General features: G+C 44.6%; 13 protein-coding genes. 11 read left to right on the plus strand and 2 right to left on the minus strand.

Annotated features, from left to right (window positions below; genetic code table 11):
- Positions 1-6 precede the first annotated feature (6 nt).
- The 6 genes from QNO02_RS15110 to QNO02_RS15135 all read left to right on the plus strand — a co-directional run bounded on the left by QNO02_RS15110 (position 7) and on the right by QNO02_RS15135 (position 7,228).
- Positions 7-801, plus strand: coding sequence for an ABC transporter permease (locus tag QNO02_RS15110; protein WP_289392635.1), 795 nt, complete (start codon positions 7-9; stop codon positions 799-801).
- A gap of 5 nt (positions 802-806) precedes the next feature.
- Positions 807-1,640, plus strand: a complete 834-nt coding sequence (locus tag QNO02_RS15115) for an ABC transporter permease (protein ID WP_091030286.1) — start codon at positions 807-809, stop codon at positions 1,638-1,640.
- 35 nt (positions 1,641-1,675) lie between these two features.
- Positions 1,676-3,022, plus strand: coding sequence for an LLM class flavin-dependent oxidoreductase (locus QNO02_RS15120; protein ID WP_289392637.1), 1,347 nt, complete (start codon positions 1,676-1,678; stop codon positions 3,020-3,022).
- Positions 3,023-3,222: 200 nt separating this feature from the next.
- Complete coding sequence (locus QNO02_RS15125; protein ID WP_091030282.1) at positions 3,223-4,668, plus strand: spore germination protein; 1,446 nt, start codon at positions 3,223-3,225, stop codon at positions 4,666-4,668.
- 5 nt (positions 4,669-4,673) lie between these two features.
- Positions 4,674-5,876: a Ger(x)C family spore germination protein gene (locus tag QNO02_RS15130; RefSeq protein ID WP_091030279.1), complete on the plus strand. Its 1,203-nt coding sequence runs from the start codon at positions 4,674-4,676 to the stop codon at positions 5,874-5,876.
- A 254-nt stretch (positions 5,877-6,130) separates the two neighbouring features.
- The gene (locus QNO02_RS15135; protein ID WP_289392638.1) at positions 6,131-7,228 is read left to right on the plus strand and encodes a GerAB/ArcD/ProY family transporter; all 1,098 of its coding nucleotides are present in this window, start codon (positions 6,131-6,133) and stop codon (positions 7,226-7,228) included.
- 112 nt (positions 7,229-7,340) lie between these two features.
- Here the strand turns inward: QNO02_RS15135 and QNO02_RS15140 are convergent, their stop codons facing one another.
- The gene (locus tag QNO02_RS15140; protein ID WP_289392640.1) at positions 7,341-8,690 is read right to left on the minus strand and encodes a response regulator transcription factor; all 1,350 of its coding nucleotides are present in this window, start codon (positions 8,688-8,690) and stop codon (positions 7,341-7,343) included.
- Positions 8,690-10,399: a sensor histidine kinase gene (locus tag QNO02_RS15145; protein WP_289392641.1), complete on the minus strand. Its 1,710-nt coding sequence runs from the start codon at positions 10,397-10,399 to the stop codon at positions 8,690-8,692. Before QNO02_RS15145 ends, QNO02_RS15140 begins: the two co-directional genes overlap by 1 nt.
- A 317-nt stretch (positions 10,400-10,716) precedes the next feature.
- Here QNO02_RS15145 and QNO02_RS15150 point away from each other — a divergent pair, with 317 nt between their 5' ends.
- The 5 genes from QNO02_RS15150 (at position 10,717) to QNO02_RS15170 (ending at position 17,099) form a co-directional block, all read left to right on the plus strand.
- Positions 10,717-11,601 carry an ABC transporter permease gene (locus tag QNO02_RS15150; protein WP_036616097.1) on the plus strand — a complete coding sequence of 295 codons (885 nt, stop codon included), beginning with the start codon at positions 10,717-10,719 and terminating at the stop codon, positions 11,599-11,601.
- Positions 11,602-11,619: 18 nt separating this feature from the next.
- Positions 11,620-12,489 carry a carbohydrate ABC transporter permease gene (locus QNO02_RS15155; RefSeq protein ID WP_289392643.1) on the plus strand — a complete coding sequence of 290 codons (870 nt, stop codon included), beginning with the start codon at positions 11,620-11,622 and terminating at the stop codon, positions 12,487-12,489.
- 161 nt (positions 12,490-12,650) lie between these two features.
- On the plus strand, positions 12,651-14,336 hold the full coding sequence (locus tag QNO02_RS15160; RefSeq protein WP_289392644.1) for a type 2 periplasmic-binding domain-containing protein: 1,686 nt from the start codon (positions 12,651-12,653) through the stop codon (positions 14,334-14,336).
- A gap of 72 nt (positions 14,337-14,408) precedes the next feature.
- Positions 14,409-16,127 (plus strand): discoidin domain-containing protein, encoded by a 1,719-nt coding sequence (locus QNO02_RS15165; RefSeq protein ID WP_289392646.1) that lies wholly within the window; start codon positions 14,409-14,411, stop codon positions 16,125-16,127.
- A 30-nt stretch (positions 16,128-16,157) separates the two neighbouring features.
- A complete protein-coding gene (locus tag QNO02_RS15170; RefSeq protein ID WP_289389139.1) occupies positions 16,158-17,099 on the plus strand; it encodes a family 43 glycosylhydrolase in 942 nt (313 codons plus the stop codon).
- The last annotated feature ends 70 nt before the right edge of the window (positions 17,100-17,169 follow it).

A 17,169-nucleotide genomic window follows, 5' to 3' on the forward strand; every position in this document is an offset into this window, starting at 1 on the left:
GCGGTTATGCAAATATCGGGAAACAAGCTTATTTTTCGGACTATTCATCTCCTGATCGGGATGTCGGTACCGGCAGCGATATTAATCATTTGGCAGATTGCATCCTCGAGTGGGTGGGTAAATACGGTGTTAATTCCGCCTCCGAAGGACATCGTAGCTGAGTTCGGACGCATGATCTCGTCGGGGGAACTGCTGACCAATCTGCGCAGCTCGACGGGTAGAGCGGCACTAGGGTTCTTGTTTGGCGGTGGCCTGGGATTAGCCGCAGGATTATGGGTCGGGTTTTCGTTAAAGGCGGAACGATTGCTAGATCCGTCGCTTCAGCTGCTTCGGACACTGCCTCACTTGGCTGTTGCGCCATTGTTCATTCTGTGGTTCGGATTTGGCGAGACTTCAAAGATCGTACTCATTGCCAAGGGAGCATTCTTTCCTTTATATGTGAATGCCTTTTTGGGTGTTCGCTCGGTGGATCGTCAATTGTTCGAAGTAGCACGTGTGTTGGAATTCACGAAATTTCAAACCATTACCAAGCTGATTATTCCTGCCTCACTTCCTTCACTGTTTTTAGGCGTACGTCTTTCGATTGCAGTTAGCTGGCTCGGGCTGGTTGTCGCAGAAATGATGGGTTCAAGCTCCGGGATCGGCTACATCATCAATGACGCACGCTCCTTCTCGCTAACGTCTGTCATCTTTGTCGGCATTATTGTTTTTGCGATTGTTGGCAAAGTGACCGATTCACTGGTCAGGTTGGCAGAGAAAAAATCGTTGCGTTGGCAGGATTCCATAGAGGGAGATGGATAACAGTTATGAGTTTGAACGATGTGACATTACAATCGAAGGCTAATGAGAAAGAAATGGGGATGGGAAGGGAACGCCACTGGAGAATGCCGAATTGGCTGTATGGTTGGGTGTTACCGGTTATTATATTAGCTTTATGGGAGGTGGGATCTGCTCTTGGACTGTTGTCTGACTCGGCACTACCAGCTCCATCCCGCATTGCGCGGACATTTTGGCAACTGTGCGTAACCGGCGATATGACACAGCATCTCACAACCAGCACTATTCGGGCAAGCGGAGGATTCTTACTTGGAGCCGCTACAGGATTAATACTTGGTGTGTTCACTGGTCTAGGCAAATGGGCTGAACAGACGCTTGACCCGACGATACAGATGCTTCGGACAGTTCCGTTGTTAGCTGTTATTCCGCTCTTCATTCTTTGGTTTGGCGTAGGGGAATTATCCAAAGTACTGCTCATTGCAATCGGATCGTTTTTTCCGCTCTATTTCCATACACATTTGGGGGTCCGCAGTGCGGACCGAAAGCTTTATGAGGTTACCCGCATCTTGCAATATTCTAAGTTCAGGCTATTAAGCAGGCTAATTATTCCCTCGGCGTTGCCAAACATTCTGCTTGGCATTCGGTTATCTGTTGGTGCCTCCTGGTTATTGCTTGCCGTGGCAGAGATGATGGGTGCAAGCGCAGGAGTCGGCTATATGATACAAGACGCACGTGTATATGCACAGACGGATGTTGTCTTCGTGGGTATAATTCTGTTCGCCTTGGTTGGTAAACTCTCGGATTCGGCAGTCAGACTAGTAGAAAGAAGATTCCTTCGATGGAATAACACATATAAAGGCTGATTATAGATATCTAGAATGAAAGCGGAGGAACGGATATGGCGAAAAAACGACAGGGCCAGCTTCATCTTGGTGCATTTATATATTTTACTGGGCATCATCATGCCGGATGGCGTCATCCGGAATCAGGGGTAGAGAAGATGTTCGATATCGAATGGTATAAGCGGATTGCCCAGACAGCTGAGAAAGGCAAGTTTGATATGATTTTTTTTGCGGACTTGCTGCACTTGATCTACCCAAGCCGGGCTGCTGCAGGCATGCTGGACCCGGTGTCTCTACTCTCCGCACTTTCCATGGTAACCGATAAAATCGGGTTGACAGCAACCCTGTCGACGACCTATAACGAGCCGTTCAATGCCGCGCGCCGTTTATCTACGCTCGACCACATAAGCAGGGGAAGGACTGGCTGGAATATCGTCACGTCCCAAGTTGACACCGAAGCTCGGAACTTCGGACGAGATAAGCATCCTGAACACGGAACACGTTACGAGATGGCGCAGGAATTTGTTGACGTCGTTACGGCATTATGGGACAGCTGGCCACAGGATTCAATCGTTATGAATCGGGCATCAGGTACGTTCGTCGATGAATCCAAGCTGCGTATCGCAGATTATCAAGGGAAATGGTACTCGACGCAAGGGCTTTTGAACGTGCCAAGTCCACCGCAAGGTTACCCCGTCCTTATTCAGGCCGGTTCCTCGGATCCAGGTCAGGATTTCGCTGCAAAAGTTGGAGAGGTGATCTTCACGGCACAGACGTCACTCACAGCTGCGCAAGATTTCTATCGCACGGTGAACGAGAAGCTTCTGGCTGTTGGACGTGAGCGTGGCAGCTTGCTCATCATGCCGGGGTTGTCGCCGATCCTCGGTTCAACTGTAGAGGAGGCCCGACGCAAGGAACGGGAGTTGCTAGATCTCATCGATCCCCAAGAAGCGGTAATGATGCTGTCTGGCATACTTCAAACAGACCTCAGCGGATATCCTGCCGACGGTTCACTACCGGACATTTCAGATCTGGTCGAAGCAAGCAACGGAATGAAAAGTCGCGTCCAACTCATTATGGACCTTGCACGTGAAGAGCAGTTATCCATTGCCGAACTCGGACGGAGGCTTCTCGGTGCCCGTGGTCATATGCAATTCGTAGGAACGCCGGAGCAGCTTGCCGACCTCATGGAAGAGTGGTTCAATGGATACGGCTGCGATGGCTTCAATATCATGCCGCCGGTTCTGCCAGGTGATCTCGATGACTTTGTTGAGCACGTCGTTCCTGAGCTTCAGCGTCGCGGCTTGTTCCGTGAAGAGTATGAGGGGATGACGCTGCGAGAGCATCTGGGACTTTCTGAGCCAACTGTTTTAGTAAGCCATAAACAGCAAGTCCACCGTTAATCCATTAAGAAGAACCAATTTTATAGTCGCTTATTTGCTTTTGCCATCTGTGGCAATCAAATAATGTTTAGTAAGAGAAGTCGTAAAATTTGCGACTTCTTTTTCGGTTTTAATTCAGTCAGAGAAGGACATTGCACTTACAACTCAATGATTATATTTCGAATTAGTACCAATACTACATAATCAAGGGGGATTGTGAAATGAAGTTGCAACCCAATTTTTCCAAACAAATCGTTCGCAATATCGATCTTATCTGTGACTTCATGGGAAACAGTTCTGATTTTGTTGTTCGTGAGATTACTATTGGAAGGAATCACGCCGCTCTGTTTTATTTGGATGGCATGGTTGACATGCAGAAGGTACAAGACAATGTGATTCGTCCATTGCATGAATTCGCCTATTCTGATAGCGATGAGATGTCTTTACCATTTTTGAAAAATAGCATTCTGGATGTCGGCGAAGCAAGTTTGGTTCAGAGCTTTGAAGATGCGTTGGATCAAATCCTTTCAGGCGGAGTTCTATTGTTACTGGACGGGATCGATGAAGGATTAGTTATTTCTTTGCCAGGATGGGAAGAACGCAGCATTACAGAATCGAAGGCACAGCCTGTTATCAGAGGTCCGCAAGAATCGTTTACGGAAACGTTACGCACAAATACAACAATGGTTCGCCGCAGGGTTAAAGATACAAGAGTGCGACTAACCAACGTCAAAGTTGGTGAAAAAACCAAGACGGACATATCGGTCATGTATATGGACGGGATCGCTGATCAGGACATGGTTCTGAACTTGATATCCAGATTAAAAAGCATGAGCGTAGATCGTGTGCTTGAAGGTGAATATCTCGAAGAATCCCTCACAGAGAAGAAACAGTTTACTATATTTCCGATTTTCTATAATTCGGATCGTCCAGATTCTATTGCAGCAGGAGTCATGGATGGCAAAATTGCGATATTTGTAGATGGAACTCCCTTCGTTATCCTTGCCCCTGCGGTGTTTGTTGATTTCATTCAATCTGCAGAGGATTATTATCAATCTTATATTTACAGCAGTATTATTCGAATATTAAGATACATCTCCCTGGGAATATGTATGTTGGCTCCAGCCATATATGTTGCGTTGACAACGTTCCATCAGGATATGATTCCAACGGTACTGTTATTAAGTTTATCCGCGCAGCGTGAAGGAGTACCTTTTCCGGCATTTGTAGAGGCAATAATCATGGAAGTGATTTTTGAAATTCTGAGAGAGGCAGGCCTGCGAATGCCAAGAACAGTCGGGCAGGCAGTTTCCATTGTCGGTTCCATCGTTATTGGCCAAGCTGCCGTAGAAGCAAACATTGTTTCACCTGTTATGGTCATTGTCGTTGCCATTACAGCTATTTCAAGCTTTGTCATACCCTCTTACACCATGGCCATTCCAATCCGGATATTGCGATTTGTGTTTATCGGGTTAGCCGCGATCTATGGAGTATATGGTTTGACTGTGGGCATGCTCATACTCTTTGTACATCTGAATAGCCTTCATTCATTAGGTGTGCCGTATATGAGTCCTTCGGCGAATTACAATTCGTTAAAGCAAAGTGATGCCGTATTACGTTTTCCATTCAGGAATAAAACAAAGCAACACAAAAAACAAAAGGAGTAGGCCCCATGATCTCGTACCGATCCAGAATTTTAAAACCTCTTATTTACATATTGCTGATGGTCGTTGTTACGGGTTGTTGGAACAGTAAGGAGCTGAACGAAATTTCCGTCGTGATAGCTTTGGGTATTGATACAGTGGATGATCAATATGAGATCAGTCTGCAAGTTGTTGACCCTTCTCAAATGTCTCGTAATCGGGCTATGGAACGGTCGCCAACAATCGTTTTTTCCAGCCGTGCTGACACGCTATTTGAAGCCCTTCGCAAACTCACAACCGAATCATCTCGGAAAATGTACATGTCACACTTGAAGTTTGTAATCTTTGACGAGAACACAGCAAGAAAAGGCATTAAGAAGCCATTGGATTTTCTGTTCCGGGATCATGAAGTTCGGCCTGATTTCCATTTGGCCATTGTCAGGGGAAGTTCAGCGAAGGATGCCGTTTCTTTTGTAGCTCCAACCGAGGTTTTACCTGCAATGGATATGTATAAGGCTTTGAAAGTATCTGAGAAAACATGGGCACCCACCTCCGCGGTCGATGTCAAAGATCTTCTTCAGCGTTTAACGAAAGAGGGCATCGAGCCTGTTCTTACAGGCATTCGATTGAACAATCTGAATAAAGGTCTTACCATCGATAACGTGAAAAAATCACCTCAACATGTGAATTATTTATTTACCGGAATTGGCGTTTTTCAGGGTGACCGTTTGACTGGCTGGATAGAAGAATCCAAGAGTAAGGCTTTTACCTACATATCCAATCGAGTTTCCAGTACAGTTGCTTCCGTTGGCTGTCCGAATTCCAAAGGGAAGTTTGCTTTTGAAGTCATTCATAACAACGTAAAAATCATTCCAAAAATAAAAAACAATGAGCCACACATTACTCTTGTAGTGGATACAGAAGCCAACATCGGAGAGGTTACGTGTAATGCTGACCTGAAGGATGAAAAGACGTTTAATGAGTTTCAAGTGGCAGGCAGAGAAGAACAGGAAAAAATCTTAAAGGAAGGCATTCAAAATGCACAGCATATCGGTTCCGATATATTCGGGTTCGGGGAGGCTTTTCATCGAAAGTACCCATCTGAGTGGCATAAATGGAAAGAGGACTGGACCAGAAAATTTCAACATCTCCAGGTCGATGTTAATCTTCGTTATCGTTTGAACCGTGTCGGGAAAATTACCAATTCCGTCGATTCCTATCAGAACAATTAGGAGTGGATGTATATGTTATATGTAATACTTGTAGGATCTTTTGTCGCAATGGTTATTGAATTTCGAGCATTGAAGGAGAAGCACTACATACGTGAAATCGTATGTGGCATGGTACTCTTTGCTGTTGGAGTTATATTAAACGTTCTGAGGATAGCGCATATTGAACTGCCGAGTCCACTGGTAGGAATTCGGATTCTATTCCAACCATTAAGCGAGTTCATTACAACAATATTATCATAGAAGGGGACTTCGGAGTGAATACCAAGCTGACTGTTCGCCAGGCCATTACATGGTTTGCTCTGTATCAAATAGGAAGTGCATACTTAGTGCTGCCAGCGGCTATTACCTCTGTTGCTAAACAGGATGCTTGGCTTTCCATTCCCATTTCCTTGGCCTTTCATCTGATGTTGATACCGTTGTATACCTCTATCGCCAGGCACATGAAAGGGAGAACTTTTGTGGAGTATCTACGTTGCCTCTTCGGCCCTCTGGGCGGTACTATTGCCATAGTTTTCATTTTTTCCTTTCCCTTTCTTGAGTGTATCATGACACTTCGAAATCTAGGCGACTTTGTGACGACATCTATAATGCCCGAAACACCTTATGACGCCATATATTTCATTATGCTCATAGCCGTATATCTCGCTGTCCGCTCGGGTCCAATCGTTATTGGCCGGTGTGCAGAAGTTTTGTTCTTTTTCTTTCTAGTCCTGTATCTATTGGTCAGAATCACTCTTCTTCCTGAGGCCGAGCTAAACAATCTTCTTCCAATTTTGGAAAACGGTTTGAAACATGTCGTTCTTGCATCCATTAATTTATTTGCTTTTCCTTATGCAGAAGCGATCCTCTATCTTTTTTTTGCTCATCACTTCTCGGATACAAAACAATGGAGAAAGTCGGTCATTGTGAGTGCTCTGATTAGCGGCAGTATGTACTTTTTCATGATGCTGCAAATCATCACAGTCATCAGCGCTGGTGTAATAGCGGATTTGACATTCCCTACATTTTTTATTGACCGAACCATTAATATTGGCGAGTTTCTTCAGCGATTCGAAATCATCCTGGCAATCGTCTGGTTCGTTACTATTTTTTTCCGCCTTGCGCTACTTCTGTATATTTCCGCACAAGGGCTCGCGGATGCTTTTCGTCTTCGTAACGCTAACTCTCTGTTGATTCCCCTGATCCTGATCATATTAGCCATGACCAATTTCATATGGCCAAACATTTCATTCATAATCGAGTTAAATCAAGTATGGCCTTATTATGCCATGATTTTCGGAATTATGTTTCCTGCTGTGCTTTGGCTGACTGGCAAGATTAAAGGATCGTTAGAATCGATCAAGGAGTACTAATTCTTGTCCTCTGTTGAAGACAAGAACTTGTTTCACCCTGGTGAATGACCACATCTGCTCTTGAAGAACAGAGCAGACAGTATAGCAAAATCATATTAGCATCTATAGAGTTTCATTGATGGATCATATTTCTGCGGTACTGATAGGGCGTAACTCCATATTCCACTTTGAACAACTGGATAAAATATTGATTTTTTCGGTAACCAACCATCTGCGCTATATCCGCTACACGGAGTTCCGAATCTTGAAGCAATTGAGAAGCCTTCTCCAACCTTTTCCTGGATATGTAGTTTGACACATTTTCGCCCGTCTCCTGTTTAAACAGTTTGGAAAAGTAGACGGGATGGAGATGTGCAACTTTCCCCAGTTCATCCAGGCTAAGGCCATGTGACAGATGCTCTTCGATATAGGTTTGCACTTTGTCAACGATGGTTTGAATGGACATCTGTTTGTTGTTTCTGATCCGACTGACCCGATCCATGAGAGTTGACGATAGTTCATCAGGATGCCGTAACTGGTTGAACATCCAATTCACGGTCTCATAGGTGTCGCGATCCTTATCCGTCAGATATACATATCGAATGGTCTCCATCAGAAAGATTACCTTTTGCTTTTGGAGACGGATTTGATTATATTTTTTAATGATATTTCCGGCTGACTCCCAATCACCGTATGATGGAGAATGGTTGAATATGCCTATGAAGTCTTCTGAGTGTACATCCTCATTAAGGAAGAACCTGTAGAACATCTGACGGGTCACGTTTCGATCAGTCAATGAAAAGGGAGGGGACACGACCGAGTGCTCCAGTTTGATGGTCAGTTCCCCAGCAACTTCTTCCGGAACAAGACCTAACAGTCGCGTTCCCGCATTCCAAACGAGACGATCCAATTTGTCTCCGACAGCATGTTTTATAACATCCTCATGTTCCTGTGTAAAACCCTCCAGCAAAAAGCAGCAAAAACGGCGTTTCTCTAAAAATTTGGTATAAGCCTCATATTCCTTACTTAATGTCTCGTTATGACCAAGCAACGATAGCAGAAACGCCAATCCATCAAAGTTCTCCCATGCGATCGATTGAGCGGGACGTGTCTTTGTAATATTGTTGATGGCTTTAGACATGGCTTTCTCAACGTCAGCTTTGTCGACAGGTTTGAGCAGGTAGTCGAGCGCACCTAAACGGATTCCTTGTTGCGCATATTCGAACTCGGAGTAGCCCGAAAGGATGATGACTTTGGTTGGCAAGTTATGTTGGTGGATATGTTGAAGCAGATCGATTCCTGAAACCTCGGGCATTCGGATGTCAGTGATCAGAATATCGATATGGTTTTGAGTCAACATGTCCCGGGCTTCAATCGAATTGGTCATCGTCTCGATCTGATCAATGCCAAAGGTGTTCCAATCGAGCAAGTGCTTCATATACTCAACGACATAATGTCCGTCATCCACAATTAATAATCGCATTAGCTATCTCCTTTCACCTCGGGAATGCTGATGAGCAGCAGGACGGACAAGCCGCCCCAATCATTGGTAGCAAAATGTAGCCCGCTGAGTTCGCCGTACGTATTTTTCAGACGTCGATTTACATTCCAGAGCCCTACGCCTTTAATTCCTTCAGGCGGAGAATCGCTCTCAAGCCGAGCCTCCAGGCTGCGGATATCATCCAGCGAAAGACCTTTTCCGTCATCGGAGACCTTGATCGTTATTGCAGCCTCTGTCTGTTTGACATCAATTGTTACCCGATGCGCACCTTGTTGTCCTTCAATTCCATGTTGAATCGCATTTTCCACCACTGGCTGGATGATCAACGGCATGAGGGGAAGGGAGGCCAGTTCTGGTGGCAGATCAATGCTGTACTCCATTTTTTTGCTGAGAGCCATAATGATCAGGAAATGTTCCGCAAACTGAAGCTCGCTTTCCAGCGTAACTTCATGCCGGTCCAACTTGGTTAAATAACGATAATATTCAGCCAGATGTTTGCTCATGCGCATGACAGAATCAGGTGAAAACTGAGCCACCGACATGATGAAAAACAAACTGTTGTATAAAAAATGAGGATTAATCTGGGCTTGAAGTTGTTGAAGTTCCGCACTTCGTCTTAGTTCCGTTTCAGTCTTCAAGGATACAAACAGATCCTGGATCTCGGTAACCATATGATTAAAACTTCTAAACAAGCTGTAAAACTCTCTATCCGTATTTTCGGTAATACGTGTATTGTGATTGCCTTGTTCGACCTGTGAAAACTTCCTTTCCAACAAACGAATATTACGGTAATAGTTCCGGTAAAACGTAAAGATTACAACCAAACCAAGCGTGAAAACGGCTAAAATGCTGGCAAAAAATACTTTACGGTTACGGTCAATCGGTTGCAGAAAATCATTTGTCTGTGTATATGTAATCAGGTAGGCGTCGATTGATTCAATATATCGGGAAAGAACATAGTAATCGTCCGAATTGGTGTGATAATCATATTTCAAAGTGATCTCCGGCTGTGGAGAAAGCATTTCAGTAACCGCTTTCAATAGATCGTTGTCGACTTCTTTCTCACTCCATAACTGATGGGAATTAAACCAAAAAAAAGCGTTTGAGCTGTCGTTGTTCACAGCCTTTTTCAGCAGATTTCTCAAATAATCGGTATTCAGCTTTACACCAACGACGTACTGAGTCGGTTCATTTTGTCCGGATTTTTGGATGTAAGGGTAGAGGGCAAAGTAATACAAGCTATTGCCGACAATTTGCCATCCCCGTTGATGAACATCCTTGAACGGAAGTCTCGCTTCCGGTGTATTGTTCGTGGACAGAAACGTTTCTTCAGACTTCCAGTAAATGCCGATCGATTCAATCGATCGACTGGATAGGAGCGTTTGCCGCAAGCGATCAACGATTTCGTTTTTCTTCATTTGGGAATCGTAATTGCTCAGCTCGTTAACATGCCTCTGGTAAAACCGGACATCACTGTCTGCCGCATACTGAACCCCGTACATGTTAGCTTCGTATATAATCCCGTCAAGAATGCCTTTCACATAATCAAGCTGGTTTTTGGAAGCGCCAATCAGATTTTCTTCAAGTGTCTTGGAGCTCAATCGGTTCATCACGAAAAACAAACTTAACGTCAGCAGCAGAAAAAAAACAAAGAAATAGATGAATCGCTTCATATACATTTTTCTGATCATATGTGTTTCCTTTCATATCGCCAAACGTAGAAGTTCAAACTCCAGATCGGATTAACTTTAATATAAGCCAAACCTTCGAAAAGCGGAAGGGTAGCATTGGTGATAAATGAAAGCGGTTTTAAAATGCTTCAGGGCGGGGTTATGATCTTGAAATTTTGGCGTTTTGGAATGAAAGCGCTTTTGTTAAGCTTATCTTCAAGGATCGCTTTCGAAGAGCCATCATAGAGGAGGTATGCAACATTAACGAAATTGTGCCCGCCAGATCCGCGAAAAAAACAAAAACAAAGATTTCCCAGCGAAGTTCATTCAAAAAGGAAATCAAGAAAAGCTGGCCTTTGTACGTACTGTGTATTCCGGCATTTGTGTTTGTCTGCATCTTTTCTTATGGCCCGATGGTAGGTTTGCTCATGGCATTTCAGGACTACAAACCATGGCTTGGCATCACAGGTTCACGGTGGATCGGGTTAGATAATTTCGAACGAATTTTCCAGTACAAAGAAGCCACACAAGCGATCGTTAATACGTTAATTATCGCCGTTTCTAAAATTATCGTTGGTATTATCGTTCCAATCGTCATGGCTATCCTGCTGAGTGAGATCCGAAATATGGGCATTAAGAAAAGTGTACAGACACTAGTGTATCTGCCGCATTTCTTGTCCTGGGTAACGGTCGCGGGGTTGATGATCGACATTCTCGGATTAGACGGAGGAATCAATCACATCTTGACCCGGATTTTCGGGAACGATCCCATTTACTTCTTGGGTGATCCTGATCTGTTTCGATTCACGGTTGTGATCAGCGATGTGTGGAAGAGCTTCGGCTTTGGCATGATTGTTTATCTGGCGACCATTGCAGGGATTAATCCATCTTATTACGAAGCGGCCGAGATCGATGGGGCCACACGCAGGCAGCAAATTCGATACGTTACCTTGCCTAGCATGTTGCCCATGATTATCGTCATTTCGACGCTGAGTCTGGGCAATATTCTGGATGCGGGCTTTGATCAAGTCTTCAATCTGTACAATCCGCTTGTCTACAGTACGGGAGATATCATTGACACCTATGTCTACCGTTCATCCTTGTTAAACGGGCAATACGGCTTCGGAACCGCTGTAGGACTGTTCAAATCGGGGATTAGCTTGATCTTGATCGTTGTCTCTTACAGGCTGGCCTATAAGTATGCCAATTACAAAATATTCTAACAAGGAGGGAGATGGATCATGTACCATAAAACGACAGGCTATAGAGTATTCTCCTATTTTAATTACGCGTTCATGATACTGGCGGGGCTGGCGTGTTTTCTACCACTGCTTCATCTGTTGGCACAATCGCTCAGTAGCAAAGCGGCCATTAGCGGTAATATGGTTTCATTTTGGCCGATCGGGTTCAATGTGGACGCCTATGTAAAAACGTTCAACAATTCTAATTTCAACGGTGCCATGCTAACATCCATCACTCGAACCGTATTGGGTACAACCATCAGCATGTTTATTCTTACCTGTGCAGGATATGCCCTGTCTAAGGAATTCCGGGGACGCAACGTGCTCATGTGGTTTTTTATCTTTACCATGCTCTTCTCGGGGGGATTGATACCTTCTTACATATTGATCACCGCCCTTGGATTAAAGGATACCATATGGGCTCTTGTGCTACCGGGCGCTTTCGGTGCTTATAATCTGATTCTTCTCGTCAATTTTTTCAAAACGATTCCAAAAGCCTTGGAAGAAGCAGCTTTCATAGACGGAGCGTCCTTTTTCGTAATTCTCAGCAAAATATATTTACCATTATCTCTACCTGGCATCGCGACCGTATCCTTGTTCATTATGGTAGGGCACTGGAACTCCTGGTTTGACGGGATATTGTACATGTCGGATGCAAGTAAGTATCCGTTGGCTTCGTTCTTACAGACGGTCGTTGTGCAGAGCAATATGCAGAATATGGCGATGAGCCAGTCTGAAGTCGCTGCAATGTCGGAACAAAGTATCAAGGCAGCTCAAATTTTCGTCAGCACACTACCGATCATTTTGGTCTATCCTTTTTTACAACGATATTTCGTGAAGGGGATTGTACTTGGAGCCGTCAAAGAATAGTTGTTGTTTGTGACGAAAAATTCGATCTATATATGTTCAACTAAAATTTACACGATAACAGCGATCGGAAGGTTGTTCTGTCATCGGAGTGTCAGTGTAAATATGAAATTAGTTGAGCTTATATAGAAAACAAATTGAGTGAGTGAAGGGGGCATGTTTCCATGAAGAAAAGAACTGATTTATGGAAAATGGTAAGTATGGTTATGCTGTCGGCTATTCTTATGGCTGGCTGTAGCAAAGGGGAGAGTGCTTCCGAGACCGCACCGGCATCGGTGCTTAAGGACGGAAAATATGATCCACCGTTTACGATCACCATCGCCAAACAACAGGATGAAAATGCTGGAAAGTACATCAACGGTGAGACGTTAAATGACAATGTATTGACCCGCTGGGGCGAACAAAACCTGGGTATCAAAATCCAAACCACCCTGCTGGGAGGTGATGCTTCACAATACAATACCAAGCTGCGGCTGGCGTTGACGGGTTCCGAGAAGCTGCCAGACGTTCTGCCCGTCTATGACACCATGCTGGTCAATGATCTGATTGAGTCGGGGCAAGTCAAGGAGATTACAGAAGACATCTCAACCTACATGCCTGACCGGATAAAAGAAATATACAAACAATACCCGACCACCTTCAATCCAGTGGTTAGGGAGGCCAAGGTCTACGGGATGGCCATTGCGCCGAATTTGACGGAAGGTGAAGTCATGTTGATCCGCCAGGACTGGTTGGACAGTTTAAACTTGAGAGCGCCAACAACGATTGAGGAGTTTGAACAAGTCATCGCGGCGTTCACTAATGAGGACCCCGATGGGAACGGCAAGAAAGACACATACGGCTTTACTTTTTCAGGTAAAGATTCCTACAATACGGGCTGGGTCAGCGATCCGGTCATGATATTCAGCGCATACACGGGCAAACATCTTCCAAGGCAATGGCATAACGACAATGGCAAACTCACGTATGGATCTGTGACTCCTGGCAACAAAGAGGCACTTGCCAAGTTACGCGATTGGTATGCAAAAGGGTACTTGAACAAAGAATTAGCCACCCAAGGTGCATGGGATGCACTGTCCGATTTTACGGAGGGGAAAGCTGGTATCATCATTGGTCGTCCTTGGCTTTACGACAGTGTGAAGGACGTAGAGAAAAATGTAGAGGGTGCAAAAATCAGTGCTTATCCGACCATTCAAGGTGTGAACGGTGATAAGACCTATCAATCCGCCCAGTTGAACGATGGTGTGTTCATGTTTAACAAGGATTTTCAGAACATGGAAGCCTTCTTCTTGTACTACGATAAAATGTACGACGCGGCGTTCAGTACGGGAGATTTTAAATACGGCTACGCGCAGGGATACGATTACGATATCGTCAACGACGAAGTCACTTTTGATCCAACGAAATTTAATACGCCATTAGAGGCTGTGCAGGGCGTTGGGAAAATGGCATTTACCAAAAATACACCGAGTGTTGATGGTCCTGGCCAATCGTACTACGATCTGGCGAATGGAGTTAAAGCCGACACGGGCGTCCTCATTCAAAGCGCTTCAAAAGATCAAACGACACAGGATGGATATCGGATTTCGTATGAAAACAGAGATGTTTTACTGCCAAATGAGTTTAACGGTCCACCAACACCAACGATGCAAAATGTGTGGGAACAGTTGACTACCATGGAACAAGAGACGTTCACCAAAATCATATATGGCAATGAGCCGCTTGAAGCATTTGATACCTTTGTGAAACAGTGGCATGAAAAAGGCGGAGACACCGTTATCGAAGAAGTTAATGAATGGTACAACCAAGCCAGCGAGACGGATGTAATGACACTGATGAATTTGAAATAAAGTCTAGTTTCACCTGAACCAGCCTTCCGGCAACAGGGAGGTTGGTCTTCTAAAAAAAGGAGATGATGAGACATGATCAAAGGTAAATCGTGGATGGCTATCGTCATTGCATTGATGTTGTTAACAGTGCATTTAACGTCCTCAACTCAAACCGTTCACGCTACTGCTGGTGAAGAGACCAAGATCGCTGCAACACTGTTTGTCCTGAAGAATGAATCCAAAGTATCCAATGCCAAAATTCATTGGGCACCTGTCCAGGGAGCGACTGCATACGAGTTATACAGATCCGAGAACAATGCACCTTATACGTTATTACAGACCTTAACCGGTACAACGACGGATGATTATGAACTCAATATAGGTAACACATACAAGTATCAAGTGAAGGCATATGGCGGAACTTCCTTGTTAACCTCCGCTGTCTCGCCAGAATATACCCCTTACAGCCTTCCAGAAGACCTCACAACTTTTGATAACACAACGCAATCAACGCTTATGCTCCCGAATGAACTTAAAGTTGGGGATACCTACTACAGGTTTAATTTTGTTCAAAAGCCATCAGGTGGATTTGGAGAAATGATTCAACAGACATCAACAGATGATATCACCTACGGTAACGACAAAGTGGTCCTGTCCTACACGGATCATCCCGATCTGGCGAACTCCAAATTTGAGGGGATTAATATTCTTTACCATGCGCCCACAAACAAATTCGTTTTTTGGGCTCACTATGAAAATAGTACAGATTACACGCTTGCCAGAGTATCTGTGGCTTCAGCTACACCTGGAGAAGACTTTACATTCCACAAAAGCTTTCGGCCGGAAGGGAACCAATCCCGGGATATCTCCATTTTCAAAGATGACGATGATTCGGCGTATCTGATCTCTACGGCCAATAATAATTCGGACACCATCTTATATAAGTTAACCTCCGATTGGCTGGATGTGGATCACCAAGTTTCTGTTATTTATCAAAATCAACACAGGGAACTGCCCAAGATGATCAAAAAAGATGGCATTTATTATTTGTTCTCTTCCCAAGCGGCAGGTTGGTACCCGAGTATACCCTTGTATTCATCAGCAACAAGCATTGACGGAGATTGGTCTGAATTACGGACAATTGGCAACACGTCAACCTTCTCTGCGCAGTCGGGTTCCGTCATGCGGGTGAAGCCAGATACGGGTAACAACGTGGTTATGGTTGCGTATCGCTGGATGTTCGGCTGGGCAGGCACGCAAAATGGAACAACGGAGGAACGTTTGCTTCCCGTTTGGTTCTCCGATGGTTACGCATTTTATGATTATTTTGATCAAGTCCTGTACAACACAAGTGATGATGTCGTCGTTCCCGTTCAGAATGGGAAACTGCTGTCACAAGGTAAACCGGCAACAGCCCAAACGGCTACTGGCACAAACCCGGCAAGTTATGCTAATGATGGTAACTATCAAACCGAATGGATCGGCACAGGCAGCTCCTGGCCACATTGGTGGAAGGTCGACCTTGGTTCCGTTCAGCAATTGAATAATGTGCAAATCTCCTGGTGGATGCAAAAAGGCTCCGAAGGTTATTACAAATATAAAATCGAGACTAGTACGGATAATGTAAACTGGACCGTGGCATTGGATCGAACCAATAATACATCTTACGGTTTCACATCAGATACGCTATCGAGCACTGCTGCCAGGTATGTACGAATTAATATGCAAAATGCGGCACTTCATAACAATCCCAACAATTGGTACACGCCAAGACTTTGGGAAGTGAAGGTATTTGGATCGGACACCAATTAACGATGTTCTTAAAAGAAGAGAGGTAACGGTGTGAATAATCAACTAACCAATGGTGGCATCTGGAATGATTTAAGTGGTCAGCCGATCCATTCCCATGGTGGACATATGTTGTTTCATGACGATTATTATTACTGGTATGGTGAAGATCGTAGAGAAGATATATATGTGAGTTGTTACCGTTCCAAAGATCTATTCAACTGGGAGTTTCGGAACCATATCTTGACGACCTCTACGCCAGCTGCACCCATTCGAGTTCGGACGAATCTGAGATTAGTGAACGATAAAGGTGGAAAAGTAAATCTCGAACGGCCTAAAGTGCTGTTCAACGCGGTGACAAAAAAGTTTGTCCTCTGGGTTCACTATGAGAATGGTGACAATTACAATGATGCTGCATGTGCCATAGCCACATCAGATTATCCGGATAGCCATTTCGTGTATCATGGCAGCTTTAATCCGTACGGGTATATGTCGCGTGACTGCACGCTCTTTCAGGACGATGACGGGACAGCATATTTTATTTCGGCTGCCAGAGACAATGCGGACCTGCACATCTATCGCCTGCAGGAAGATTACCTTAATGTTGAAAGTCTTGTCGGAAAGCTGTGGCAGGGGGAATATCGAGAGGCGCCAGCCGTCTTCAAGCGGAACGGTAAATATTATATGCTGACCTCATTTTGCACAGGCTGGGCCCCCAATCAAGGGAAATACGCGATGGCGGATACGATGGATGGACCATGGGGGATGCTAAGCGATTTTGGCGATGAAACGACGTACCAAACGCAACCAGCATTTGTGCTGAAGCGATCAGAAGAGGAGTATCTATACTTTGCAGATCGCTGGAACGGATCGGATTACTTCCAATCCAGCTATGTGGTCCTGCCCATTGAATTCAATGGAGACATTCCTATTCTGAATCATTATTCCACATTATCTTTGGGAGAGGATACACATCTGATTCATTTTGAACGATAATTTGAACGATAAAACGACTGATGAGAAAAGACTTTGATCCTACTGAGAATGTAGGTTCAAAGTCTTTTTG

The sequence above is a fragment of the Paenibacillus sp. PK1-4R genome, from assembly GCF_030369595.1.
GTDB lineage: Bacteria > Bacillota > Bacilli > Paenibacillales > Paenibacillaceae > Paenibacillus.